Origin of the sequence: Pantoea sp. Ft-CA_14, assembly GCF_024520875.1 — a bacterium.
Taxonomy (GTDB): domain Bacteria; phylum Pseudomonadota; class Gammaproteobacteria; order Enterobacterales; family Enterobacteriaceae; genus Pantoea; species Pantoea agglomerans.
Genome location: NZ_JALNPM010000008.1, coordinates 1 through 24,530 on the forward strand (window position 1 = coordinate 1; position 24,530 = coordinate 24,530).

Below are 24,530 nucleotides of genomic sequence, written 5' to 3' on the forward strand. Positions count from 1 at the left end.
GAGCCCGCAGGACGCGGGCGAAAGGCGGGGCGGCACAGGATGTGCCATCCCCGGCGGTCCGTCAGGCAGAGGAATGACGTGAAGGAACCGCGCAGCGGCGCGAGGACCGCCAGCCCCTGATCGGCACCAGACTGCGTTATCACCTGTCGCTTAACTGGCTGGCATGCTCCCTTTTCGTTTAGAGAGAACGCTGGCTCAGGGAGCATACGCCTTCCGTAAAGACGCAAAAAAACGCCATCCCTGGCAGGCGCAGCGCGGGCGATTACGCACCTCATCCCTGAGGTGCGCCCGCAGCCGGGCCAACGCTTTGCGTTGTTCAAAAACGCTCCCGGCTTTTTGTCCATGGCCCGCGATGCTTTACTCCAGTCGTATGCTCCCGTCGCTTTGACTTCGGGAACCGTCTGTAAAAGCAAACAGGGAGCCATCCGGCTCCCTGTTATTTTCACTTCAGCAGATTATGCACTTCTGCAAATCAGGCTTTCGCCAGCTGCTCTTCCGGACGTTTCAGTACCGCATAGCTCAGACCCGCAATCGCGGTGCCGATGATAATCGCCATCAGATAGCCGATAACCGGGGTAATCGCGCCAGGGATCAGCAGCACGAACAGTCCACCGTGCGGAGCCATCAGTTTTGCGCCAATCGCCATGGAGATCGCGCCGGTGGTTGCACCGCCAACGATACAGCAAGGCAGAACGCGCATCGGGTCACGGGCGGCAAACGGAATCGCACCTTCAGAGATAAAGCAGAGACCCAGAACCAGTGCCGCTTTACCGCCTTCCTGCTGACCTTTATTGAATTTACGACGGGCAACCAGCGTCGCCAGCCCCATCGCCAGCGGTGGCACCATACCGGCTGCCATAATGGCAGCCATTGGCGCATAGGTCTGCGAACTCAGTAAGCCGACGCCAAACGCGTAAGCCACTTTGTTTACCGGACCGCCCATATCGGTACACATCATGCCGCCCAGAATGGCACCCAGCAGGACCGCATTCGCCGTTCCCATGTTGGCCAGCCAGTGCGTCAGGCCGTTCATGATGCCAGCAACCGGTTTACCCACTACGTAGATCATCAGCAGACCGGTGATCAGACTGGCGAACAGGGGAATAATCAGTATCGGTTTCAGCGCTTCCATACTCTGCGGCAGTTTAACTTTGCCGCTGATCAGCTTCGCCGCATAACCGGCAATAAAGCCCGCGATAATTCCGCCTAAGAAACCTGCGTTAATACTGGTGGCGATCATACCGCCAATCAGACCCGGCGTCAGACCCGGACGATCAGCGATGGAGAAGGCGATAAAGCCCGCCAGCACCGGCACCATCAGGGCAAAGGCGCTGCCACCACCAATTTGCATCAGCGCCGCAGCCAGCGTGCCCTGCTCTTTAAACGCCGTGATACCAAAGGCAAACGACAGCGCGATGCTCAGACCACCCGCAACCACCATCGGCAGCATATAAGAAACACCGGTCAGCAGATGACGATAAGCTCCTGCTCCGCCTTTCTTCTCTTCTTCACTGGAATTGCTCTGTCCGTCAGCCGCCGCTTTATACGGCTTCGCTTCTGCTACCGCTTTATCCAGCTCCTGCGCGGTTTTCTTCAGCGCCAGACCGGTTGAGGTACGGTACATCGGCTTACCGGCAAATTTCGCCAGGTCGACTTCGATATCAGCTGCGACGATCACCAGATCGGCGGCAGCGACTTCTTCCGGCGTGATCGCGTTACCGGCACCCACTGAACCACGGGTTTCAACTTTCACCCACCAGCCGCGACGGGTCGCTTCAGCCTGAATAGCCTCGGCAGCCATAAAGGTGTGCGCCACGCCGGTCGGACAGGCGGTCACCGCGACGACGCGTTTCTGCGCGCCAGCCTGAGCCGGTGCAGCAGGTGCGCCTGCTGCAGGCGTTGCTACCGCAGCCGTTGCCTGCCAGGTTTTCGCTTCTGCTTTCGCGCGGTTCAGGAAGGTTTCTGGCTCACGTACTGCCAGCTGGATATCGCCCAGCCAGACCGCTTTGCCGTTCAGCGCCGCATCGTCCGGCACGTTTTTGCCCAGCACAATCGCCAGCTCAGCGTCGGCAGGATTATCAGTCAGGGTCAGGCCTGCCGCAGCGGCGGCAGCCGCCAGACGCTGTTGTGCCATATATGCGGAAGCCAGTCCCAGTGTAGGGTCTTTAATCAGCAGCGTTTTCATTATCGCTCTCCTGCTGTCAGTTAACGGGTTGTAAGTCGACGCGCGCCATCATTGCGGCCAACTGAGTACGATCGGAAACGCCAACATTGCTCTGGCTGACGGCCATCGCCGCCACGGCAGTCGCAAGACGCAGCGTGTGTTCGCTGGATTCACGCATCAGCAGGCCATAAATCAGGCCGCCAACCATTGAGTCGCCTGCACCCACGGTGCTGACCACTTCGCACACCGGCGGTTTAGCGATCCATTCACCAGAAGCGTTGACCCACAGAGCGCCTTCTGCGCCCAGCGAAATCACCACATGGGCGATGCCCTGCTCGCGCAGTTCGTGCGCAGCGCCAATCACATCCTGCAGGGTTGGCAGTTTGCGACCGGCCCAGATTTCCAGCTCACGTCGGTTAGGTTTAACCAGCCACGGTGCCGCCTTCAGTCCTGCCACCAGCGCCTCGCGGCTGCTGTCAAAGATGATGCATGGGCAGTGGGTGCGAAGTTCGGTCATCCAGCGGGTAAAGGCATCGTGGTCGACGCCCTCTGGCAGGCTACCACTGACGCAGACCATATCGAACTGGCCCAGCCAGGTCAGAGAATCGGTAGTAAAACGATCCCAGTCCTGCGCCGTCACCTGAAAACCGGAGAAATTCAGATCGGTGACGTCACCGGTCTGTTCAGTGAGTTTAACGTTGATACGGGTACGGCCAGGCACGACATGGAAACGGTTGGCTATGCCCAGCTCACTGAACAACTGCTGGAAACCGTCCTGATTCTCTTTCCCCATGAAGCCACCGACGGTGACATCGATACCCAGATCTTTAAGTACTTTGGCTACGTTGATGCCCTTGCCCGCAGCATGCAGCCCGGTGGTTTTCACCAGGTTAACTTCGCCACGTTCAATTTCAGGGGTATATCCCACCAGGTCATACGCCGGATTCAGCGTAATGGTGGCGACGCGTCTGCTCATGATGCCCCCTCACCCAGACCACTGGTGATCGCTTCTTCAATCGCGTTCAGTGCCTGCTGTGCATCTTCACCGCTGGCGGTGAAGCGCAGGCGATGACCTTTCTTCACGCCCAGCGCAACCACTTTCATCAGGCTGCGGCCATTAGCGGGTTTGCCGCTGCCGTCGAGATTGGTCACGGTGATGTCGCTGTTGAACTGCTTGATCACGCTGACCAGCGCCGTGCCTGGACGGGCGTGCAGGCCGTGTTCGTTGCGAATGGTAAATTCAGCCGTCAGCACGTCAGCCTGCTCATCGACTTCGCTGGTGAGCAGTGCGTAAACGCCTGCAGCATCCGCTTTCAACAGACGATCCGCTTTGCCCTGCTGCAGCAATGCGCTGAGGTAACCCAGCACTTCCAGCGGACGTTCATCGGTCGCCGAAACGCTGATTAACATCGCAGCCGATTCGCCCTGATGGTCGAAGGCATGTTCAGCGCGGCTGATAGCCACGCCGCTGCGCAGGTTGCCGAGGCTGCTGTCGCTGAGCCAGATGCCCTGACCCAGATTCAGCGGAGGCGTTGAAACCACGTCTGCGACGTAGCTGGCATCCACCACACCAGCGGACTGCAGCCGACCGGCGTTCATCGCCTGTAAGGTGATCAGATCACTGGCAGCCACGTTGAGCGGGATTAATGAGGTGTCGAAGCTGAATTCAGCGGCTTGTTTCTCGCCCATCAGCAACGCACGAAGATCTTCAGCAGAGGCGGTTTTTAACTGTTCTGCAATGGTGTCATCGCTCAGCACATGGGTCAGCTGACGCAGCAGCGCCAGATGTTCATCCGACTTAGCGGCAATCCCGATGGCAACATAGGCTGTCTGATCGTCACCCCAGGCAATGCCCTGCGGAAACTGGAAAACCTGAACGCCGGTTTTCAGCACCAGATCGCGGGTATCGGTCGTGCCATGAGGGATTGCGATGCCGTTGCCAAGAAAGGTTGAGGTCTGCTGTTCGCGCGCCAGCATGCCGTTGACGTACCCTTCGGTCACATTGCCCGCCGCGGTTAACGCGGCAGCAACCTGACGAATGGCCTCTTCTTTATTCTGGGCGCTGGCTCCGGTATGGATGGCCTGCAATTCGAGCTGGAACATAATTCTCCTCGCTTGCTGAGATTGAATCGTTTCAGCTAGTGGGAAAGATTTTACGCCATGCTGAGGAAAACAGATGGCGCAGTCACCGCTGAAACGTTTCAGGGATTGTGGTACAGCCGCTTTCACCAGGCAAGAAAATGCGCAAACGGCGTAGCAGATTTTTGACGTTACGCACATTTCGGGCAGGTTTAGCGGATTAACGGACGAACAGGCTGACGCTGCTGCTGTAAAGTGAGAATGAGTGGACCGAAAAACTTCAGCAGCGTCAGCGCCTGATGGCGCGGTATCCGCTTCGGTTTACAGCAGATACGTTTGCAATTGGTAGATGCATTCTGCGCACGTCCTGATGCTGTGCTTTCATGGGATCGCGCAGCGGTAGATGCAACCACTGAAATCAAAGCGGCGCTGGCTGCTGCCGGAATGCCCATTGGTCCCAACGACACCGCGATTGCCGGGCATGCCATTGCGGCCAGAGCTACTCTGGTGACCAATAACACACGCGAGTTTGAACGGGTACCCGGATTGCAGCTGGAAGAGTGGGTCAGCTAACCGCTGACGCGGGATTAAATCTAAGCGGTGGGAGGGTTCTCAGGCACGTGTGCTGGCTTCAAGCTCAATCAGGTAGGTCATGGCTGAGGTACGGTCTGTAAGACACATATCAACTGAAGGTTGCAGACTTCCGCATACTTTCGGCCTTAAAGCTGAACCGAAAATCATGCACAAATTTTCATCCGATAACTGAATGCATCGGACATTCGCGGGTTTACCCTGCGGCATTCCGGGGATGGGGCTGGAGATTGACGGCGCGATGCAGCAGGCACCACAATCAATACGACACTGCATTAACACCTCTTACGCGACCTTCAGGATACAACAGACAGTAACAGAACCTCAGAGGGAGCGACACCACACCCTTCAGCTCTTAACTTCCTGCTTAAATCGTTCACTGTCACCCATGCCAGAAATCGGTGAAGAAATAGAGCGCGCTATGCAACAGGCACCGCCCTGGCTACGGCATTGCATGCTGTGCTCAGGCAGAGAAAGTCGCGGCGACAATAGCAGTCCGGGGCGGCAATTGCTATGAAAGCCGCGGCCTGAGACAAAATTTCACGCCGGTGATATTGCCAGTTTTCATCGGCGCGAGTAACGTTGCGCGCACTTCACTCTCAAGATAGCGAGAACAGCAATGCCAAAAGCCAATGAAATCAAAAAAGGGATGGCCGTCACGCACAACGGTAAACTGCTGCTGGTTAAAGATATTGATGTCCAGAGCCCCAGCGCACGCGGTGCCGCCACCCTGTATAAAATGCGCTTTACCGATGTCCGCACCGGCTTAAAAGTGGAAGAGCGCTTTAAAGGCGACGAGATTATTGATGCAATTTCGCTCAGCCGTCGCAGCGTGACCTTCTCTTATATAGATGGTGACGAATATATTTTTATGGATGATGAGGATTATACCCCCTACTCCTTTAAACAGGAGCAGATTGAAGAAGAGCTGCTGTTTATCCCTGAAGGCGGTATCCCTGGCATTCACGTGCTGACGATGGAAGGTCAGGTGCTGGCGCTGGAACTGCCACAAACCGTGGATATGGAGATCGTGGATACTTCACCAGGCATTAAAGGTGCTTCTGCCAGCGCTCGCACCAAACCCGCCGGTATGAGTACAGGCCTCTCGATTCAGGTACCGGAATACCTCAGCAACGGTGACCGCATCCGCATCCACATTGCTGAACGCCGCTATATGGGCCGCGCAGACTAAATCAGAAGCCTGCTGCCGATCGTGATAGTGTTATATTATTACATTATCACGTTATTCCCCGGCAGGAGTCACCCCCATGACACGCGTTAATCTGATTACCGGTTTTTTGGGCAGCGGCAAAACCACGCTGCTCTGCCATCTGCTGGCTGCCAGGCCGTCCGGGGAAAACTGGGCGGTGCTGGTTAATGAATTTGGCGAGATCGGGATCGACGGCGCCCTGCTGGCCGATAGCGGTGCCACGCTGAAAGAGATCCCCGGCGGCTGCCTGTGCTGTGTGAATGGCCTGCCGATGCAGGTCGGGCTGAATATGCTGCTGAAGAGTAAACCCGATCGGCTGCTGATCGAGCCAACCGGCCTGGGCCATCCTCGTCAGGTGCTGGAGATGTTGAGTGCGCCCGTCTATCAGTCGTGGCTGCAACTGAATGCCACACTAACGCTGCTGGATGCGCGTCAGCTGGCCAATCCTCGTATCGTTGCCAATGAAAACTTCCGCGATCAGCTGGCTGCCGCCGACCTTATTATCGCTAATAAGCGCGACTGCTGGGATCAGGCGGATCATCAGCGCCTGGCTGACTGGCAGCAGCAGATGCAGCCTGCGCGCCCTCTGATAGAGACAGAATTTGGTCAGATCCCCCTTTCCCTGCTGGATACACCCCGGCAACCGCGCGAGCTTCCCGTGCCGCAGCACCATCATTCGTCGGGTCCCACCAGCGGTCTGGCGGCGTTGCGACTGAATGGCGAGGCGCGCTGGCGTCGGGCGCTGAACCACGGCCAGGGCTATAGCGCCTGCGGCTGGCTGTTTGATGGTGATACGCTGTTCGACAGCGGCATGCTGCTGGAATGGGTTCGGCAGGCGCCGGTAGATCGCGTTAAAGGAGTGATGCGCACGAAAGAAGGCGCTCTGCGCATCAATCGCCAGGCAAATGAGCTGCAGAGTGAAACACTCCCCTCACCGCCATCCGATAGCCGCATTGAGATCATTCATTCTCAACAGGCTGACTGGAATCGACTACAATCGGCATTGTTGAAGTGCCGTTTACGCTGACAGAGGTATTGTCGGCGGTTATTTTTAATAATAATGAGTTTAACTATGCGCGTAACTCGCCTTATTACTATCCTGCTGCTTAATGCACTGGGCGTGGTGCTATTTCTGTCATGGTATCTGCCCCCGGAACATGGCTTCTGGTTCGGCGTCGATAAATCTATTTTCTTTGGCTTCAATAGCCAGATGGTGACCCATCCGCTGTTCGCGCTGATCGTCGCTATCACGAATTATCGTGGTTTTGATGCGGTATCATTGCTGGCGATGGGTCTGCTTTACCTGTCGATCTGGCGGCGCGAAACGCCACAGGCGCAGCGCCGGATGCTGGCAATCGGCATCACCATGCTGCTGACCGCCGTCGTTCTCAATCAGCTGGGCCATTTATTGCCGGTTAAACACTCCAGTCCGACACTGTTCTTCGAAAACGTGCATCGCGTCAGTGAACTGACCGGTATTCCCGCAAAAGATGCTTCAAAAGATAGCTTCCCTGGCGACCACGGTATGATGCTGATCATTTTCGCCTGCTTTATCTGGCGTTATTTTGGTTTCAGCCGCTTTTTAATTGCCACGGCTATTGTGGTGATATTTTCACTGCCACGCATCATGGCCGGTGCGCACTGGTTTACCGATGTTGCCGTCGGTTCAATGTCGGTGGTATTAGTGGGTCTGAGCTGGTGGCTATTAACGCCAGCCAGTGACGTATTGGTTAACTGGTTTTATCGCAAATTGCCGGGTAAATATAAGCCCGTGACGTAAATGTTAAGCGCGGGTGATTTAAACCCCTGGTTTGAACCGCCCGTGCTTATAAAAAACACCCCATCACTATTAGCCTGCTAATTAAATGCACGAAAAGAAAAGGTTATGACCCTGCTGGCAGGTTAAATAGTCGCCAATATCCTCTGTCAATAAAGAAAACTCTAAAAATAGCGGCTATGCCCCGAATTAGCCCCCCTTTAACTCCCTGTTCTCACCATCATTTGACCACAATTGTAGCTAAAGTAGTCAGTGTGTTACGGTTTGATTTCACATCAAAAAAACCTATATGAAATTGATTAAAAGCACTCGCCACGGCGTCTGTAATCAGTTAACCTCAGTCGCAGTGAGGCAAAAGCGGCAGAAAATTCGGATTTTTTACCGTTAAAATGTGTCCATTAACACATTTTAGTAATTAAGGATTTGTCTTAGTCTGTTTCGCTTATTAATCTCCCTGTTTTGTCATCTGGCTGGCGACAATCTTGTCGTAAGGAAATCGAAGGAAAACCCGAATAATGGTCAAGTCTCAACCAATACTGAGATATATCTTGCGGATCGTGCCCGCAGTGGCGCTGGCAACACTCCTCTCAGCTTGTAGCAGTACCCATAGCAGTCAAAACGCGAATAACGAGAATCATGAAGTTAACAACCACAATGGTTTTTTACTTCAGGCGTCTCAGGATGAGTTTGAAGAAATGGTGCGTAATGTCGACGTTAAGTCGCGCATCATGGAACAATACGCCGTCTGGAAAGGTGTGCGCTATCGCCTCGGTGGCGATACCAAACGCGGGATCGATTGTTCCGCCTTTGTACAACGCACCTTCCGCGATCAGTTTGGCTTAGAATTACCGCGTTCTACCTCGCAGCAGCAGGACACCGGTAAAGAGATTACCCGCAGTAAACTGCGTCCCGGCGATCTGGTGATGTTCCGTGCAGGCTCTACGGGCCGTCACGTTGGCATCTATCTTGGCAACGATAACTTCGTTCATGCCTCGACCAGCAGTGGCGTGATGATCTCCAGTCTGAATGATGATTACTGGAAAAAGCGCTACCGTGAAGGACGCCGTGTATTAAGTCGTAACCCGACCTGATAACCACTTTCGATCTTCTCTCAGCCAGAGAACATGAAACGCTGCTTATGCAGCGTTTTTTTTCGCCTTTAATCATTTTTACCAGCAGTTATATAAGATAAAAGCATTCTGACTCAGATTAATAGCAAGACATTTCCCGCCGTCTCGTTATATTCTCGGTCGCTTAAACCGAAGCCGTCGTGCGCAATAACATAATAATAATTTGATTAGGGGAAGCTCCTCATGCCACTGTCGGAGGCGCTACGGCGCCATGCCACCTATCCTCGCCGTATCGCATGGAGTAGTGCGATGGCTGGCGGCTTATTCTTTCTGTTATTTGCTGCACTCTCGCTTCACCAGACCTGGCAGAAGCGCGAACGACAGCATCAGCAACTGCTGGAGAACAGCCGCACGGCATTACAGCAAACGCTCTCCAGCCTGATTAACAGTACTCTCAGTCCCCTGCTTCCGTTTACCCACACTGCCTGCAATACCATCAATCGTGAACTCACCTCACGCGCCGCCTTTGCCGGAAATCTTCGTGCCATCCTGCTGGTTAAAGAAGGTAATGCTTTTTGCTCCTCGGCCACCGGCAGTTTTAATCTGCCGCTCAATGTAATTGCGCCCCTGAGTGATATTTCGCGTGATATCGATCTGCAGCTGATGCCGGGCACGCCGTTGCAGCCCAATAAACCGGCGCTGGCGTTGTGGATCAAAAATCCCGGCAGCCTGCAGTCAGGCGTTTTCGCGACGCTGAATATTACCCTGGCACCCTATCAGCTGCTGGCGTCCGGGCATCCGGAAATCACCGGTATGGCACTGGTGGCACAACGCAGTGCCTTAACCAGCTGGCAATCCGTCGTCATGCAGAATAAAAACCTGCCGACGCCGCTGCACCGGCAGGCGCTGACAGGCTATCCGCTGCAGTTTGTGTTGTACGGTTCCACTCTGGCGTTCAGCGATTATCAGAATATCCTGCTGAGCGGCCTGCTACTGTCGCTGCTGGTTTCAGGCGCTTGCTGGCTGCTGTTGTCGGTTTATCAGCGCCCTGGTAAAGAGCTGATTCGGGGCATGAAGCGCGGTGAATTTCACGTCGAATATCAGCCGCTGGTCACCTCCCATGATGGTCAGCCGTATGGGATGGAAGCGTTACTGCGCTGGACCCACCCGACGAAAGGCCCGATTCCGCCCGATGTGTTTATTCACTATGCCGAGGCGCAGAACCTGATTATTCCCCTGACCCGACATCTGTTTCAGCTGGTTTCCCGTGATGCCCACCTGCTGTGTCATACCATTCCCCGTCATGCCTGCCTCAGCCTCAACATTTCGCCCCTGCATCTGGCTGACAGCGGTTTCCGTCAGGATGTGCTGCGCTGGCTTGATACTATGCCTGCGGACCACTTTACTTACGTGTTTGAGATCACCGAGCGAGCCATGGTGCGCGACGAAAACGTTGGAGAACTGTTTGACTGGCTGCATCAGCAGCAGATCCATATCGCCATTGATGATTTCGGTACCGGTCACAGCGCGCTGATCTATCTGGAACGTTATGACTTTGATTATCTGAAAATTGATCGCGGCTTTGTTCAGAGCATCGGTACGGATAGCCTGACCTCGCCGGTACTCGATACCGTGCTGCAGCTGGCGAAGAAGCTGAACCTGAAAAGTGTGGCCGAAGGGGTAGAAACCGGCGAGCAGGCTGCCTGGCTGATTAACCGCGGTGTGACCCATCTGCAGGGTTACATCTTTAGCCGTCCGCTGCGGCCGGAAACGCTGATAGACTATTTCCGGCGTCATAACGCCTGACACTACCTGGCCCGAATCGCGCCAGACATCTGACAGGAGAGTGCATGCTGTTTCGTTCCGGACTTCTGCTGCTGAGCGGCCTGCTCAGCGCCCCGCTGCTGGCGGCCTCTGTCCAGCAAAGCTACGCGTTCACCCAGGCCGGTGAAGCGAAATATCCGCCCGGCTTCAGCCATTACGACTACGCCGATCCCCGCGCACCCAAAGGCGGCAGCATCACCATGGCGGTAGTGGGCACTTACGACAACTTCAACCGCTACGCTTCTCGCGGTAATCCGGGCATTAACACCGGCACGCTTTATGATGGGCTTTACACCAGCTCAGACGATGAACCTGGCAGTTATTATCCGCTGATTGCCGAGTCAGCGCGCTACGCCAGCGATTTTACGTGGATTGAGATCCGCCTTAACACTCGCGCCCGTTTTCAGAATGGCACACCCATCACCGCCCGCGACGTGGCGTTCACCTATCAGAAATTCATGAGCGAGGGCGTGCCTCAATTTCGCGTCGCCTACCGTGGCGTGACCGTTAAAGCGCTGAACGATCTCACTGTGCGCATCGAGGCACAGAAGCCGGATAAAGATCTGCTGCTTGGCTTACTGACGCTGCCGGTTATCGCAGAGTCGTTCTGGCGCGATAAGAAGTTTAATGAGCCGTTAAGCGAGCCACCCTTGTCGAGCGGACCCTATCGCATCACCCGCTGGAAGCTGGGACAGTTTATTGAGTTCAGCCGGGTAAAAGATTACTGGGCCGCTGATCTGCCGGTCAATCGCGGACGCTTTAATTTTGATCGAATGCGTTATGACTACTATCTGGATGACAATGTGGCATTTGAAGCCTTCAAGGCGGGTGCTTACGATCTGCGTGAAGAGACATCGGCAAAGAAATGGGCTACCCAGTATCGCGGCCGCAATTTTGACGATGGCAGCATCGTTAAAGAGACCACGCCTAACGATGCCGCTATCGATACCCGCTGGCTGGCATTCAACAATGAAAAACCGCTGTTCCGGGATCGCCGCGTGCGTCAGGCGCTGTCACTGATGTTCGATTTCGAGTGGATGAACAAAGCGCTCTTTTACGGTGCCTGGCAGCGCGCCAGCAGCTATTTCCAGAACACGGCGTATGCGGCCAGCGGCGTGCCGGATGCACAGCAGCAGGCCCTGCTTGAACCTTGGCGCGCGCAACTGCCACCTGAGCTGTTCAGCCAGCCTTATCAGCCACACAAAACCGACGGCAGCGGCTATGACCGCGCCAGCCTGTTAAAAGCGTCTGACCTGCTGAAACAGGCGGGCTGGCAGATAAAAAATCGCCGTCTGGTCAATGATAAAACCGGTCAGCCGTTTACCATAGAACTCCTGCTGCGCGGTGGCACCAATACCGATTGGGCGTTACCGTTCCAGCACAATCTTTCCCGGCTTGGCATTACGCTGAACCTGCGGCAGATCGACAACTCGCAGTATCTGCGGCGCTGGCGTGAAGGCGACTATGACATGATTGCCACGGTCTATGGGGCGATGCCGATCCCGACGTCCAGTCTGCAGATCCTCTGGCAGTCTGACTTTATCGCCTCGTCGTGGAATACCGCGCGGGTCAAAGAGCCTGTAGTCGATCACTTCGTGAAACAGATTGTGGCGCATCAGGGCGATCCCAACGCGCTGCGGCCGCTGGCCCAGGCGCTGGACCGGGTGCTGCTGTGGAATGCGTATATGATTCCGATGTGGTACAACGCAGAGCAGCGGCTGGCGTACTGGGATAAGTTTTCTCACCCTGCCCGCAAGCCAGCCTACAGCGTCGGACTGGAAAACTGGTGGTACGACACAAACAAAGCCGGACGCCTGCCGGCCAGCAAACGCTAAGGAGATCACCGTTGGCCGCTTACTTTCTGCGCAGATTGCTGCTGATCATCCCAACGTTATGGGCGATCATCACGCTTAATTTTTTTATCGTGCAAATCGCGCCCGGCGGACCGGTCGATCAGGCGCTGGCTAACATTCAGTTTGGTCAGACAACCGGTCTGCCCGGCAGTGGCGCAGACAGCGCCGGTTCACGCGCCAGCGTCAGTCATCTCAATCCTGCCGATAATCAGTATCGTGGCGCACGCGGGCTGGATCCCGAAGTGATTGCTGAGATTAAACAGCGTTATGGTTTCGATAAACCTCTCTGGCAGCGTTACGGCGAGATGCTGTGGAATTATCTGCGTCTGGATTTTGGCGACAGCCTGTTTCGCAGTGCCTCGGTGATCGGGCTGATCAAAGAGAGCCTGCCGGTTTCGATCAGTCTGGGATTATGGAGCACACTGATCATCTACCTGGTGTCGATCCCGCTGGGCATCCGCAAAGCGGTGCGCAATGGCAGCGCTTTTGATGTCTGGAGCAGCGCTTTTATTATCATTGGCTACTCCATCCCGGCTTTTCTGTTCGGCATCATGTTAATCGTGCTGTTTGCCGGTGGCAGCTATCTGGACTGGTTTCCGCTGCGCGGGCTCACCTCTGCGCAGCACGACACACTGCCCTGGTATGGCAAAGTGCTGGACTACTTCTGGCATATCGCCCTGCCGGTGCTGGCGACAGTGATCGGCGGCTTCGCCACGCTGACCATGCTGACGAAAAACGCGTTTCTGGATGAGATCCGCAAGCTCTATGTGGTGACTGCGCGCGCCAAAGGGGTGCCGGAGCGCCGTATTCTCTATCACCATGTGTTTCGCAATGCGATGCTGCTGGTGATCGCCAGCTTCCCCGCCACCTTCATCAGCATGTTCTTTACCAGTTCAGTGCTGATCGAGGTCATGTTCTCGCTCAACGGGCTTGGACTACTCGGCTATGATGCGACTCTGCAACGTGACTATCCGGTGATGTTTGGCACGCTCTATATTTTTACGCTGATAGGTTTGCTGATGAATATTCTCAGTGATCTCACCTATACGCTGGTCGATCCGCGCATCGATTTCGGGAGCCGCTCATGACGCTCTCTCCGCTAAATCAACAGCGCTGGCAGCGCTTTCGTCATAACCGGCGCGGCTACTGGTCGCTGTGGATCTTTCTGATCATCTTTCTGCTGTCGATGGGTGCCGAACTGATTGCCAATGACAAGCCACTGCTGGTGCATTACCAGCAGCGCTGGACAGTGCCGCTGCTGTTTGACTACAGCGAGACCGACTATGGCGGCGTACTGGCGACAGCGGCGGATTATCAGGATCCCTGGTTGCGGCAGCGCATTGAGCAGAATGGCTGGGCCATATGGGCACCGATTCGTTTCAGCGACAGCACTATCAACTTTGCCACCGAAGTGCCCTTCCCCTCTCCGCCCTCTGCGCAGAACTGGCTCGGCACGGATGCCAACGGCGGCGACGTGATGGCACGCCTGCTCTATGGCACGCGCATTTCTCTGCTGTTCGGACTGATGCTGACGCTCTTCTCCAGCGTCATCGGGATTGTGGTCGGCGCGCTGCAGGGCTATTTCGGCGGCAGGATTGACCTGATTGGGCAGCGGCTGATTGAAGTCTGGTCCGGCATGCCTGCGCTGTTTCTTCTGATTCTCCTCTCCAGCGTGATCCAGCCGGGTTTCTGGTGGCTGCTGCTGGTCACCGTGGCTTTCGGCTGGATGAGCCTGGTCAGCGTGGTCCGGGCCGAGTTTCTGCGTACCCGAAACTTTGATTACATCCGTGCGGCGCAGGCACTGGGGGTTAGCGACGGCCGGATTATGCTGCGCCACATGCTGCCAAATGCCATGGTCGCCACCCTGACCTTTCTGCCGTTTATTCTGTGCGGATCGATTACCACGCTGACCTCACTCGATTTTCTCGGCTTTGGCCTGCCGCTGGGTTCGCCCTCGCTGGGCGAGTTACTGCTGCAGGGCAAAAATAACCTGCAGGCACCCTGGTTAGGCCTGGCGGGCTTTTTCACCCTGGCGATCCTGCTTTCGCTGCTGATTTTTATTGGCGAAGCGGTACGCGACGCTTTTGATCCGGGCAAAGGAGCCTGAATGAACACGCCATTGCTTGCCATCAATCATCTCTCGGTCGCCTTTCGTCAGGGCGAGACGCTTCGCCAGGTGGTGAATGACGTTTCACTGCGCATCGACGCGGGCGAAACGCTGGCGCTGGTGGGCGAGTCGGGTTCCGGTAAGAGCGTCACGGCACTGTCGGTGATGCGACTGCTGCATGAGGCTGCGGTGGTTTATCCCAGCGGGGAGATTCTGTTTAACGGTGAAGATCTGCTGCGCGCACGTGAGCAGCGCCTGCGCGGAATTCGCGGCAACCAGATCGCGATGATTTTTCAGGAGCCGATGGTATCGCTTAATCCGCTGCACACAGTGGAGAAGCAGCTGTATGAAGTACTGTCGCTGCATCGCGGGCTGCGTCGTCCGGCGGCACGCGGTGAAATTCTCAGCGTGCTTGATCGGGTCGGGATACGGCAGCCCGCCACCCGGCTCAATGATTTCCCCCACCAGCTCTCGGGTGGGGAACGTCAGCGGGTGATGATCGCTATGGCATTGCTGACCGAGCCTCAGCTGCTGATTGCCGATGAGCCAACCACCGCGCTGGATGTGACGGTGCAGGCGCAAATCCTGACGCTGCTTCGTGAACTGCAGCATGAGCTGAATATGGGCATGCTGTTTATCACCCATAACCTGAATATCGTGCGTCAGCTGGCGGATAACGTTAGCGTGATGCGCAATGGTCACATCGTCGAACAGAACCGCTGCCAGGTCCTGCTGAATCAGCCGCAACACCCTTACAGCCAGCAGTTGCTGGCTGCCGAACCGGAAGGAAAAGCGCTGCCGCTGCCCGCAGACGCGCCGGTCATTCTTCGGGTCGATAATCTTCAGGTCAGCTTTCCGCTGCGGCGCGGGCTGTTCCGCCGGCAGAGTGGTGAGAAACAGGTGCTCTCCGGGCTGAGCTTCAGCCTGCGGCGCGGCGAAAGTCTGGGGCTGGTGGGCGAGTCCGGATCAGGTAAAAGCACTACCGGGCTGGCACTGCTGCGGCTGATTGCCTCGCGCGGCGAAGTCTGGTTTGACGGCCAGCCGCTGCATCAGCTGTCACGTCGTCAGTTATTGCCGCTGCGTCAGCGCATTCAGGTGGTGTTTCAGGATCCTAACTCTTCACTGAATCCGCGTATGACAGTGCAGCAGATCATTGCGGAAGGGCTTGCGGTACATCAGCCCGAACTTAGCCGTGCGCAACAGGAGCAGCGGGTCATCGAGGTAATGGCGGAGGTGGGGCTTGAAGCGGAAAGTCGCCATCGTTATCCGGCCGAATTTTCGGGCGGTCAGCGACAGCGTATTGCCATTGCGCGTGCACTGATTCTGGAGCCGGAGTTGCTGGTGCTGGATGAACCGACCTCATCGCTGGATCGCACGGTGCAGAAGCAGATTCTGACGCTGTTACGCCGCTTACAGCAGCAGCGGCAGCTCAGCTATCTGTTTATCAGTCACGATCTGGATGTGGTACGCGCCCTGTGTCACCAGCTTATTGTGCTGCGTCAGGGAGAAGTGGTGGAACAGGGAGAGTGTGAAAGGTTGTTTGCTTCACCCGCGGCCGGGTATACCCGCGAGCTGCTGCAGTCGGCGCAACTCAACCTGCGATAAAGGTTTCGGCAATCGCTACGCCCTGATTTTTCAGGCAGCAGTTGGTGGCGCTTTCGTCACGACGCTGAATGAACAGGCAGGGCTGTCCTTCGCACTCGGCCACTTTACAATCGACCTGAATATCCGCCAGAACCTCTTTTAGCTGCTGAAGGATCTCCCACGCCGGAATGCCGTCATGGCTGATCAATCGCAGCGCAACGAAATCCTGCTCGTCCAGCGTGGTGTCATCGGATTCGATAGCACTGTGGTGATCGCTGGCCCAGCGAAAATGCTGTGGCAGACGATGCACAATCGAAAGTTGCAGCATAGTTTACTCTCCCCGGATGAGTTTATGTCGCAACACAAAGCAGCCCAGCTGGAAGCGGCCTGATAACCGCTGAGTCCGGACAGGGTTTAATGGCCCGTCCGTGTGGATTGCAGAAGCGCATTTTTTGCGACTCACATCGCACTTCAGCCTATATGTACCGCGTTCACACGCCGTTAACAATCATTTTAGCTGCATTGTGATTACTTTTTTAACAAAATATTTTCACAATATCGAAACAAAGTCAGGAGGCGTGCAAGTCGGCAGGTCATTGCAGAGGGAAATCACTGCGCCCGATTACCGGGACGCAGTGCGGGGACGTGAAGCGTAGAAAAAGAGCAGCAGAGAGATTGTCGCGCACAGTGCAATCGTGCCGACCATTGGCCAGGCGCTGTTGAAACTCACCAGCGACAGCAGCGCGCCAACAAATGCCCCGACGCCAAAACGCAGGGTGCCCGCCAGCGACGATGCCGTACCCGCCATATGTGGAAACTCATCCAGAATCACCGCCATCGCATTCGATGAAACCATCGATACGCAACCGATAAACATCGCGATCCCCATCACCAGCGGCAAAAAGCCGAGGCTGAAGGCGCTGACCAGCAGCAGCCAGATCCCCATACAGAACTGTATCAGCAGTCCCATCCGGAACATCGCCACCGGGCCAAAGCGGCGCACGGCGCGGCTGTTAATCAGCGTCAGGACAAACAGAAACACCACATTGAGGCCAAAGTAGTAGCCAAAGTTTTGCGGTGAAACGTGGTTCAGTTCGATGTAAACAAAGGGACCGGCATTGAGAAAGGTAAACAGCCCGGCAAAGGAGAAACCGCTCGACAGCATGTAACTGAACGCGCGCTTGTGGCGAAACAGCGTTACGAAATTGCCCAGCGTAGTACGCAGATGAAACCGCTGTCGCTGCTCCGGCTTCAGGGTTTCACGGATCTGCGTGGTCACCAGCACGGTCGTCACTAACGCCGCGCCCGCCAGCGCCCAGAAGATGGCGTGCCAGCTCCAGAGCACCAGCAGCCAGCCGCCGATGATCGGCGCCAGCAGCGGCGCAATGGTGGTAATCAGCATCACAAAGGACATCATGCGGGAGAAGTCCTCTTTCGAGTAACTGTCACGCATTAACGCATTGATCACCACACTGGCTGCGGCAGCCGACAGCCCATGCAGAAAGCGCATCGTAATCAGCTGATCGATGGTTTGCGACAGCGCACAGGCCGCGGCGGCGCAGGCAAAGATCAGGGTGCCGAGCGCAATCACCGGCTTACGCCCATAGCTGTCTGCCAGCGGCCCATAGATCAGCTGCCCAATCGCGAAGCCAAGAATGTAGAGGTTGAGCGACATCTGCACGCTACCGGCTGAAACGCCGAACTCACGTGCAATCTGCGGCATGGCGGGCAGATACATGTCGATCGACAACGGCATCAGCATGGCTAACAGACCGAGGATGACCACCAGTCCTGTTGGCGAATTCTTTTCCTTACGCACACCCTCTCCTGCCCTTATGGTCGTAATGCGGGCCGCCGGGCCCGTCCGGTTATTTTGTCTGCAGCTCTTTCGGCAGACCGATGCTGGCGATCTCTTCTTCTGTCAGCGCACGATATTCGCCCGGTTCCAGATCGGCGTCCAGTACGATGTCACCGATGCGCTCGCGATGCAGCTCAAGGACCCGATTGCCTACTGCCGCAAACATCCGTTTTACCTGATGATAACGGCCTTCGCTCAGTGTCAGCCGGACGTCTGTCGGGGTGATCACCTCCAGCTGAGCCGGTTTAGTCAGGCTCTTCTCATTGTGCAGCTGCACGCCCGCCGTAAACTGCGCGGCGGTATCGTCACTGACCGGTGATTCCAGGGTCACACGGTAGGTTTTCTCGCAGTGATGACGTGGCGAGGTAATACGGTGTGACCACTGGCCATCATCTGTCAGCAGCACCAGTCCGGTGGTGTCGATATCAAGACGCCCCGCCGCGTGCAGTTTGAATGACATCGGTTCTTCAATGAAATAGATGATGGTGGGATGATCGGGATCGTCGGTTGAGCAGACGTAACCCTGCGGTTTGTTCAGCATAAAGTAGCGTGGACCAGTCTGCATCTGCAGTACGTTGCCGTCATAGACGACTTCGTGGTCGGGCAGCAGTTTAAACGCGGTATCGCGTACGATTTCCCCGTTAACGGTGACACGCTGGCCACGGATCTCGCGATGGGCGATGGCGCGGCTGATTTCCAGTTGCTGAGAGATGAATTTGTCGAGTCGCATGAATTCGTTTTGCCTGTTACTGCGGAGGGAATCTGAAACGGCCTGGTTAACCGTTGAAAATGTGCGGGAAGTATAACGTGATCCGCGCCAGCCTGACAGCGCGTTTACCGCACTTTCATGGCATAATTACCCCCAGTTTTGCAAAAGTGAGCATCATGTCTTTTACCTTACGCCCCTATCAACAGGATGCGGTGAATGCCACCGTGGCGCATTTCCGTCGTCATCAACAGCCTGCAGTCATTGTGCTGCCGACCGGTGCCGGAAAGAGCCTGGTCATTGCCGAGCTGGCACGGCTGGCGCGTGGCCGGGTGCTGGTGCTGGCGCACGTCAAAGAGCTGGTAGCGCAGAACCACAGTAAATATCAGGCTTACGGGCTGGAGGCGGATATCTTTGCCGCCGGACTTCAGCGTAAAGAGAGTCAGCGCAAAGTGGTGTTTGGCAGCGTGCAGTCAGTGGCGCGTAACCTCGACCAGTTCGACAGCGCCTTTTCACTGGTGATTGTCGATGAGTGCCACCGTATCGGTGATGATAAAGAGAGTCAGTATCAGCAGATCTTCAATCATCTGCGTCAGCATAATCCGCAACTGCGTTTACTGGGCCTGACCGCCACGCCTTTCCGGCTGGGTAAGGGCTGGATTTATCAGTTCCACTATCACGGCATGGTGCGTGGCGACGAAAAATCGCTGTTTCGCGACTGTATCTATGAACTGCCGCTGCGCTACATGATCAAACATCAGTTTCTGGTGCCGCCGGAGCGACTGGATATGCCGGTGGTGCAGTATGACTTCAGCCGCCTGACGGCACAAAGCAGCGGCTTGTTCAGCGAAGCCGATCTTAATCGTGAACTGAAACAGCAGCAGCGCGTGACGCCCCATATTATCCGTCAGATCGTGGAGTTCGCTGAAGATCGGCTGGGGGTGATGATTTTTGCCTCAACGGTTGAGCATGCGCATGAAATTTTGCGGCTGCTGCCCGCTAACAGCGCGCTGGTGTCAGCGGAAACGCCTGCCAGAGAGCGCGATGCCCTGATTCTGGCCTTTAAGGCGCAGCAGCTGAAATTCCTGGTTAACGTGGCGGTGCTGACCACCGGGTTTGATGCCCCCCACGTTGATCTGATTGCGATTCTGCGCCCGACCGAGTCGGTCAGCCTCTATCAGCAAATCGTCGGACGCGGCCTGCGGCTCTCGCCCGGTAAAACCGACTGTCTGATTCTCGATTATGCCGGTAATCTGCACGATCTTTTTACGCCCGAGGTCGGCGCGCCCAAAGGGGCCAGCGACAATCAGCCGGTACAGGTTTTTTGTCCCGCCTGCGGTTTCGCCAACACCTTCTGGGGCAAGGCGACCGAAGATGGCATGGTTATCGAACATTTTGGCCGACGCTGTCAGGGCGTGCTGGAAGATGATGAGGGCGAGCGCGAACAGTGTGACTTCCGCTTCCGCTTTAAAAGCTGCCCCGACTGTGGCGCAGAAAATGATATTGCCGCACGGCGCTGTCACCAGTGCGACAAAATTCTGGTCGATCCTGACGATATGCTCAAAGCGGCGCTGAAGCTTAAAGATGCGCTGGTGCTGCGCTGTGGCGGCATGACGCTGGAACAGGGCCGTGACGCCAAAGGTGAATGGCTCAAGGCGACCTATTATGACGAGGAAGGCATCAGCGTCAGCGAACGGTTTCGTCTGCAGACACCGGCCCAGCGCAAAGCGTTTGAACAACTCTTTATGCGCCCGCATCAGCGCGCGCCCGGCGTGCCGCTGGGCTGGCAGAGCGCCGCTGACGTGCTGGCGCTGCAGCCGCTGCTGCGTCATCCCGACTTTGTGGTGGCGCGGGCCAAAGGTCAGTTCTGGCAGATCCGCGAAAAAATGTTCGATTATCAGGGTCGCTATCGCCGTGCCAATGAGCTGCGCTAATGAGCGCTAATGGGTCCGGCTAACCGGATGCCGAACCCGGCTGGCGGGTATATCGTTTGCTACCACCCGGCATAACGGCTATACTGCCGCCCGCTTTTGCATGTGCATCAGCGGTATTGAATAACCAGCCTGTTACTGGGTCGCCTGTAGCAGGAATTAAATAAAGAGATATATTAATGCTCACTATCAATGCAGTAGAACGTAAAGAGCAGGGTAAGGGTGCGAGCCGCCGCCTGCGTACAGCAAACCGTTTCCCGGCCATCATCTACGGTGGTTCTGAAGCGGCTGTTGCCATCGACCTGGATCACGACTCCGTAATGAACCTGCAATCTAAGCCAGGTTTCTACGACGAAGTGCTGACCCTGTCAGTTGACGGTAAAGAAACTAAAGTGAAAGTTCAGGCTGTTCAGCGTCACCCGTTCAAGCCAAAACTGTTCCACATCGACTTCGTTCGCGCTTAATCGCGAACTTCGTTGAAAGCAGAAGGGCCGGTTGCGAAACCGGCCCTTTTCTTTTGGCGCTGCCCGGTGAAATGATCGCCGCGTGCAGGGAATGAAAGCCGGGCTAAGCCCGGCTTTTTTATTTGCTGCTGGTACGGCGCTGCAGCTGATCGCGCAGATTGGGTGGTGTGCCCTTAATCGTCAGGGTGTCCGTTGCAGGATCCCAGAAAATGCGTTCGCCCAGCAACATCGCATCGAAGTTCAGGGTCAGGCCCCCGCCGCTTCCGGCAAATTTCGTCAGCTGGCGCAGAGTACTGCGATCCGCCGGGAAGCTCTCTTCCAGCTCATACCCCTGCTCCTGGGTAAAGGCCTGGAACGTTTTTTCACCCAGCGGTGGCAGTTCGCTCGACAACTCTTCCAGCGCAATCTCCTCGCCCGCCTGCAACTGCTCGTTGCAGTAGCTGTAGACCTGCTGGCGATAGTTCTGCCGCTCCTGCTTATCCAGTTCCGATTCGTTGCAGTAGTCATCTACCGCCTGCAACAGACCGCGGTTCTGCGCCTTGGTGTCTAATCCCACTTCGGCACCCAGGAAATCCATAAAGAAGTCAGCCACTTTACGTCCGACGCGTCCACGCAGGAAAGTCAGGTAACGGGTCGATTCCGGGTTAGTTTCCCACTCGGTTAAATCGATGCGTGCCACGATGTCGGCATGATTGATGTCAAGATAGTGGGTGCTGCTGATATCCATCTGCTCGTTGACGCGCATGCTGGACTGGCTGTTCAGCACCGCAATCAGCAGGTATTCCACCGCCAGATAGCGGTAGTGAATAAACAGCACCACGCCGCCTTCAGCGAAGGGGTATTTTGCAAGCTCATCGCGCAGACGACCGGTCGCGGCACGGCTAAAAGCGAGAAAATCATCGTTGCCCTTACGACAATTACGCAGCGCTTCTGCCAGTTCACTCTCTGCATTGAACAGGCCATAGGCTTTGCTTTTTGCGCTATAGACCCGGTGTAACTCCTCCACCATCGCGTTGACCGTGTTGGTGGCAGGCAGCAGCGAATCGCGCAGCGCCAGTTCAAGCTGGTTTTCATCGCGTTTAATTAACTGATGCAGGGCAATCTGGTCGATATCCAGACTCATGGTAGACTCTCCTTTTAGCACAGGCGCGTATTCAAACACCGCCAGCATCGGCTTTCAACTCCATGCGTATAGCGAACGCGCGGCTTTCGATAAAATTGCGGTAAAAAGTGCGCTGTTCCGGTAATATATCGCCTTTTGAAATGAGCTTAGACGACGATATGGCACAATCATCCCGTTACAGTGACGAACGCGTGGAACAACTCCTCGCGGAAATGGCCCAAATCCTGCACAAGGACAAAGCCCCCACCGATCTCTCCCTGATGGTTCTGGGAAATATGGTGACCAACTTAATTAACAGCGATGTCGCTCCGGCGCAACGTCGTTCACTGGCACGATCTTTCGCCGATGCCCTTCAGGCGTCTGTGCGTGACGATAACGCCCATTAATTGGCTGATTTGACTTCATAATATGGTAACCAACCGGCAGCGCTACCGCGAAAAAGTTTCCCAGATGATCAGTTGGGGTCACTGGTTTGCTCTGTTTAACATCTTATTCGCGCTGATTTTAGGCAGTCGCTACCTGTTGGTCGCCGACTGGCCTTCTTCGCTGGCGGGGCGCATCTACGCCTATACCAGCTGGGTTGGCCACTTCAGTTTTGTTGTTTTTGCCGCCTATCTGCTGATTATCTTCCCGCTGACCTTTGTGGTGATGTCGCAACGGCTGATGCGGGTGTTGTCCGCGGTGGTCGCTACCGCCGGGCTGACGCTGGTGATGGTCGACAGTGCAGTGTTCAGCCGCTTCCACCTGCACCTGAATCCGGTGGTGTGGGAGCTGGTCATTAACCCTGATCAGAGCGAGATGGCGCGCGACTGGCAGCTGATGTTTATCAGCGTGCCGCTGATTTTCCTGGTTGAGATGCTGTTTGCGACCTGGAGCTGGCAGAAGCTTCGCAGCCTGAATCGCCGTTCATTTGGCAAGCCTGTCGCCGCCCTGTTTATCAGCGCCTTCTTTGCCAGCCACCTGATGTATATCTGGGCCGATGCGAATTTCTATCGCCCGATTACCATGCAGCGTGCCAACCTGCCGCTCTCCTACCCGATGACTGCCCGCCGCTTCCTTGAGCGTCATGGTCTGCTGGATGCCCAGGAGTATCAGCGTCGGCTGATTCAGCAGGGCGACCCGGAAGCAGTGGCGGTGGAATATCCGCTGAGCGAGATTACTTTCCGTGATGCCGGCACACGCAACAACCTGCTGGTTCTGACGGTCGATGGTCTGAACAACGCCACGCTGGCCAAAGCGCTGCCGGAGCTTAATCAGTTCGCCAGCGAGAACGTGCGTTTTATCGAGCACTACAGCGCGGGTGATACGCCGGAGAAAGGGTTGTTTGGCCTGTTCTATGGGATCTCATCCAGCTACATGAACGGTATTCTGGCATCCCGAACGCCGTCGGCGCTGCTGGGCGCGCTTAGCACCCAGGGTTACCAGTTTGGCCTCTTCTCCTCGGAAGGCTTTAATCCACCGCTCTACCGACAGGCGTTGCTGACTGATTATTCACTGCCTGCAACGACCAGCCAGCCCAACGCCAGTACTGTGGCGCAATGGCAGAACTGGCTGGAGAAACAGAACGGTTCACAGGCGCCGTGGTTTTCATGGATTGCCCTGAACGGCCCGGACGTCACCGGCGACAGTGCAAAAGCGCGTCAGCGCAGCTATCTGCGCCAGGCTCCTGCCGTTGATGAGCAGATCCACGCGGTGCTCAGCAGCCTGCAGGCGCGTGATTTACTGAAGAACACGGTGGTGGTGATTACGGCGCAGCGTGGACTGGCACTGGATGGCAATCCTGACAGCGCTGGAAACCGCCAGACGCTGCAGGTGCCATTAGTGATTCACTGGCCAGATACGCCCGCACAGACCGTTGATCGCCTTTCTGATCATCAGGATGTGATGTCGACGCTCATGCAGCGACTGCTGCATGTGCGGACCAATCCGGTGAACTACTCTCAGGGTGAAGATCTGTTTGCTGCGCGCCGCCGCCATGACTGGGTCGTCAGCAGCGAAGAGAATAAGCTGGTGATTACCACGCCGCAGGTGACGCTGGTACTCAACAATAACGGCAGCTATCGCGCCTATGATGCGCAGGGCAACGCCCTGAAAGATCACAAGCCAGAACTGGCGCTGCTGTTGCAGGTATTAACTGAAGAGAAGCGGTTTATCGCTAACTGATTAATAATCAGGCAAATAGTCTGCAG

21 protein-coding genes and 1 pseudogene are annotated in these 24,530 nt (G+C 55.9%); 14 read left to right on the top strand and 8 right to left on the bottom strand.

The window, feature by feature from the left end; all coding sequences use genetic code 11:
* Nucleotides 1-472 precede the first annotated feature (472 nt).
* The 3 genes from fruA to fruB are packed head-to-tail and all read right to left on the bottom strand — an operon-like array spanning nucleotide 473 to nucleotide 4,267.
* On the bottom strand, nucleotides 473-2,185 hold the full coding sequence (gene fruA, locus NR195_RS13310) for a PTS fructose transporter subunit IIBC (protein WP_256844604.1): 1,713 nt from the start codon (nucleotides 2,183-2,185) through the stop codon (nucleotides 473-475).
* Nucleotides 2,186-2,201: 16 nt separating this feature from the next.
* On the bottom strand, nucleotides 2,202-3,140 hold the full coding sequence (gene fruK, locus NR195_RS13315; protein ID WP_010248301.1) for a 1-phosphofructokinase: 939 nt from the start codon (nucleotides 3,138-3,140) through the stop codon (nucleotides 2,202-2,204).
* Nucleotides 3,137-4,267, bottom strand: a complete 1,131-nt coding sequence (fruB, locus tag NR195_RS13320) for a fused PTS fructose transporter subunit IIA/HPr protein (protein ID WP_256844605.1) — start codon at nucleotides 4,265-4,267, stop codon at nucleotides 3,137-3,139. Before fruB ends, fruK begins: the two co-directional genes overlap by 4 nt.
* A 312-nt stretch (nucleotides 4,268-4,579) precedes the next feature.
* On the opposite strand from fruB, the pseudogene NR195_RS13325 reads away from it, so the two are divergent.
* A pseudogene (locus tag NR195_RS13325) lies at nucleotides 4,580-4,816 on the top strand (PIN domain-containing protein); the annotation flags it as partial.
* A 39-nt stretch (nucleotides 4,817-4,855) separates the two neighbouring features.
* On the opposite strand, the gene NR195_RS13330 reads toward NR195_RS13325, so the two are convergent.
* Entirely contained in the window at nucleotides 4,856-5,110 is a 255-nt protein-coding gene (locus NR195_RS13330) for a YkgJ family cysteine cluster protein (RefSeq protein WP_010248308.1), read from the bottom strand.
* A 343-nt stretch (nucleotides 5,111-5,453) separates the two neighbouring features.
* Here NR195_RS13330 and yeiP point away from each other — a divergent pair, with 343 nt between their 5' ends.
* The 9 genes from yeiP to yejF all read left to right on the top strand — a co-directional run bounded on the left by yeiP (nucleotide 5,454) and on the right by yejF (nucleotide 16,280).
* Nucleotides 5,454-6,026: an elongation factor P-like protein YeiP gene (yeiP, locus tag NR195_RS13335; RefSeq protein WP_003854146.1), complete on the top strand. Its 573-nt coding sequence runs from the start codon at nucleotides 5,454-5,456 to the stop codon at nucleotides 6,024-6,026.
* A 76-nt stretch (nucleotides 6,027-6,102) separates the two neighbouring features.
* Entirely contained in the window at nucleotides 6,103-7,071 is a 969-nt protein-coding gene (locus NR195_RS13340; protein WP_256844606.1) for a GTP-binding protein, read from the top strand.
* Nucleotides 7,072-7,116: 45 nt separating this feature from the next.
* Nucleotides 7,117-7,824, top strand: a complete 708-nt coding sequence (locus tag NR195_RS13345; protein ID WP_010671014.1) for a phosphatase PAP2 family protein — start codon at nucleotides 7,117-7,119, stop codon at nucleotides 7,822-7,824.
* Between the two features lie 512 nt (nucleotides 7,825-8,336).
* Nucleotides 8,337-8,912: a bifunctional murein DD-endopeptidase/murein LD-carboxypeptidase gene (gene mepS, locus NR195_RS13350; protein ID WP_010248316.1), complete on the top strand. Its 576-nt coding sequence runs from the start codon at nucleotides 8,337-8,339 to the stop codon at nucleotides 8,910-8,912.
* 222 nt (nucleotides 8,913-9,134) lie between these two features.
* Nucleotides 9,135-10,697, top strand: a complete 1,563-nt coding sequence (locus tag NR195_RS13355) for a cyclic di-GMP phosphodiesterase (RefSeq protein WP_022625050.1) — start codon at nucleotides 9,135-9,137, stop codon at nucleotides 10,695-10,697.
* A 44-nt stretch (nucleotides 10,698-10,741) separates the two neighbouring features.
* Nucleotides 10,742-12,550, top strand: a complete 1,809-nt coding sequence (locus tag NR195_RS13360; RefSeq protein ID WP_256844607.1) for an extracellular solute-binding protein — start codon at nucleotides 10,742-10,744, stop codon at nucleotides 12,548-12,550.
* Nucleotides 12,551-12,561: 11 nt separating this feature from the next.
* On the top strand, nucleotides 12,562-13,656 hold the full coding sequence (locus NR195_RS13365) for a microcin C ABC transporter permease YejB (protein WP_010248326.1): 1,095 nt from the start codon (nucleotides 12,562-12,564) through the stop codon (nucleotides 13,654-13,656).
* A complete protein-coding gene (locus NR195_RS13370) occupies nucleotides 13,653-14,675 on the top strand; it encodes an ABC transporter permease (RefSeq protein ID WP_167430156.1) in 1,023 nt (340 codons plus the stop codon). The genes NR195_RS13365 and NR195_RS13370 overlap by 4 nt, the downstream gene beginning before the upstream one ends.
* On the top strand, nucleotides 14,676-16,280 hold the full coding sequence (gene yejF, locus NR195_RS13375) for a microcin C ABC transporter ATP-binding protein YejF (RefSeq protein WP_256844608.1): 1,605 nt from the start codon (nucleotides 14,676-14,678) through the stop codon (nucleotides 16,278-16,280).
* Here the strand turns inward: yejF and NR195_RS13380 are convergent.
* The 3 genes from NR195_RS13380 to rsuA form a co-directional block, all read right to left on the bottom strand.
* The gene (locus tag NR195_RS13380; RefSeq protein ID WP_010248336.1) at nucleotides 16,267-16,587 is read right to left on the bottom strand and encodes a hypothetical protein; all 321 of its coding nucleotides are present in this window, start codon (nucleotides 16,585-16,587) and stop codon (nucleotides 16,267-16,269) included. The two genes, yejF and NR195_RS13380, sit on opposite strands and share 14 nt — an antisense overlap.
* A 294-nt stretch (nucleotides 16,588-16,881) precedes the next feature.
* Nucleotides 16,882-18,078 (bottom strand): Bcr/CflA family multidrug efflux MFS transporter, encoded by a 1,197-nt coding sequence (locus NR195_RS13385; RefSeq protein ID WP_010248339.1) that lies wholly within the window; start codon nucleotides 18,076-18,078, stop codon nucleotides 16,882-16,884.
* Between the two features lie 49 nt (nucleotides 18,079-18,127).
* A complete protein-coding gene (gene rsuA, locus NR195_RS13390; RefSeq protein WP_010248342.1) occupies nucleotides 18,128-18,847 on the bottom strand; it encodes a 16S rRNA pseudouridine(516) synthase RsuA in 720 nt (239 codons plus the stop codon).
* A gap of 155 nt (nucleotides 18,848-19,002) precedes the next feature.
* Here rsuA and NR195_RS13395 point away from each other — a divergent pair, with 155 nt between their 5' ends.
* Entirely contained in the window at nucleotides 19,003-20,757 is a 1,755-nt protein-coding gene (locus tag NR195_RS13395) for a DEAD/DEAH box helicase (RefSeq protein WP_256844609.1), read from the top strand.
* Nucleotides 20,758-20,933: 176 nt separating this feature from the next.
* On the top strand, nucleotides 20,934-21,218 hold the full coding sequence (rplY, locus tag NR195_RS13400) for a 50S ribosomal protein L25 (protein WP_003854168.1): 285 nt from the start codon (nucleotides 20,934-20,936) through the stop codon (nucleotides 21,216-21,218).
* A gap of 118 nt (nucleotides 21,219-21,336) precedes the next feature.
* On the opposite strand, the gene yejK is transcribed toward rplY, so the two are convergent.
* Nucleotides 21,337-22,341 (bottom strand): nucleoid-associated protein YejK, encoded by a 1,005-nt coding sequence (gene yejK / locus NR195_RS13405; RefSeq protein ID WP_010248346.1) that lies wholly within the window; start codon nucleotides 22,339-22,341, stop codon nucleotides 21,337-21,339.
* 158 nt (nucleotides 22,342-22,499) lie between these two features.
* Here yejK and NR195_RS13410 point away from each other — a divergent pair, with 158 nt between their 5' ends.
* Both NR195_RS13410 and yejM read left to right on the top strand, forming a co-directional pair.
* Complete coding sequence (locus NR195_RS13410; RefSeq protein ID WP_010248348.1) at nucleotides 22,500-22,727, top strand: YejL family protein; 228 nt, start codon at nucleotides 22,500-22,502, stop codon at nucleotides 22,725-22,727.
* 22 nt (nucleotides 22,728-22,749) lie between these two features.
* Nucleotides 22,750-24,504, top strand: a complete 1,755-nt coding sequence (yejM, locus tag NR195_RS13415; RefSeq protein WP_256844610.1) for an LPS biosynthesis-modulating metalloenzyme YejM — start codon at nucleotides 22,750-22,752, stop codon at nucleotides 24,502-24,504.
* Nucleotides 24,505-24,530 lie beyond the last annotated feature (26 nt).

Excerpts from the sequence above, each read along its gene's own strand:
- fruA (WP_256844604.1), bottom strand. The coding sequence starts at position 2,185 with ATGAAAACGCTGCTGATTAAAGACCCTACACTGGGACTGGCTTCCGCA.
- fruK (WP_010248301.1), bottom strand. The coding sequence starts at position 3,140 with ATGAGCAGACGCGTCGCCACCATTACGCTGAATCCGGCGTATGACCTG.
- fruB (WP_256844605.1), bottom strand. The coding sequence starts at position 4,267 with ATGTTCCAGCTCGAATTGCAGGCCATCCATACCGGAGCCAGCGCCCAG.
- NR195_RS13330 (WP_010248308.1), bottom strand. The coding sequence starts at position 5,110 with ATGCAGTGTCGTATTGATTGTGGTGCCTGCTGCATCGCGCCGTCAATC.
- yeiP (WP_003854146.1), top strand. The coding sequence starts at position 5,454 with ATGCCAAAAGCCAATGAAATCAAAAAAGGGATGGCCGTCACGCACAAC.
- NR195_RS13340 (WP_256844606.1), top strand. The coding sequence starts at position 6,103 with ATGACACGCGTTAATCTGATTACCGGTTTTTTGGGCAGCGGCAAAACC.
- NR195_RS13345 (WP_010671014.1), top strand. The coding sequence starts at position 7,117 with ATGCGCGTAACTCGCCTTATTACTATCCTGCTGCTTAATGCACTGGGC.
- mepS (WP_010248316.1), top strand. The coding sequence starts at position 8,337 with ATGGTCAAGTCTCAACCAATACTGAGATATATCTTGCGGATCGTGCCC.
- NR195_RS13355 (WP_022625050.1), top strand. The coding sequence starts at position 9,135 with ATGCCACTGTCGGAGGCGCTACGGCGCCATGCCACCTATCCTCGCCGT.
- NR195_RS13360 (WP_256844607.1), top strand. The coding sequence starts at position 10,742 with ATGCTGTTTCGTTCCGGACTTCTGCTGCTGAGCGGCCTGCTCAGCGCC.
- NR195_RS13370 (WP_167430156.1), top strand. The coding sequence starts at position 13,653 with ATGACGCTCTCTCCGCTAAATCAACAGCGCTGGCAGCGCTTTCGTCAT.
- yejF (WP_256844608.1), top strand. The coding sequence starts at position 14,676 with ATGAACACGCCATTGCTTGCCATCAATCATCTCTCGGTCGCCTTTCGT.
- NR195_RS13380 (WP_010248336.1), bottom strand. The coding sequence starts at position 16,587 with ATGCTGCAACTTTCGATTGTGCATCGTCTGCCACAGCATTTTCGCTGG.
- rsuA (WP_010248342.1), bottom strand. The coding sequence starts at position 18,847 with ATGCGACTCGACAAATTCATCTCTCAGCAACTGGAAATCAGCCGCGCC.
- NR195_RS13395 (WP_256844609.1), top strand. The coding sequence starts at position 19,003 with ATGTCTTTTACCTTACGCCCCTATCAACAGGATGCGGTGAATGCCACC.
- rplY (WP_003854168.1), top strand. The coding sequence starts at position 20,934 with ATGCTCACTATCAATGCAGTAGAACGTAAAGAGCAGGGTAAGGGTGCG.
- yejK (WP_010248346.1), bottom strand. The coding sequence starts at position 22,341 with ATGAGTCTGGATATCGACCAGATTGCCCTGCATCAGTTAATTAAACGC.
- NR195_RS13410 (WP_010248348.1), top strand. The coding sequence starts at position 22,500 with ATGGCACAATCATCCCGTTACAGTGACGAACGCGTGGAACAACTCCTC.
- yejM (WP_256844610.1), top strand. The coding sequence starts at position 22,750 with ATGGTAACCAACCGGCAGCGCTACCGCGAAAAAGTTTCCCAGATGATC.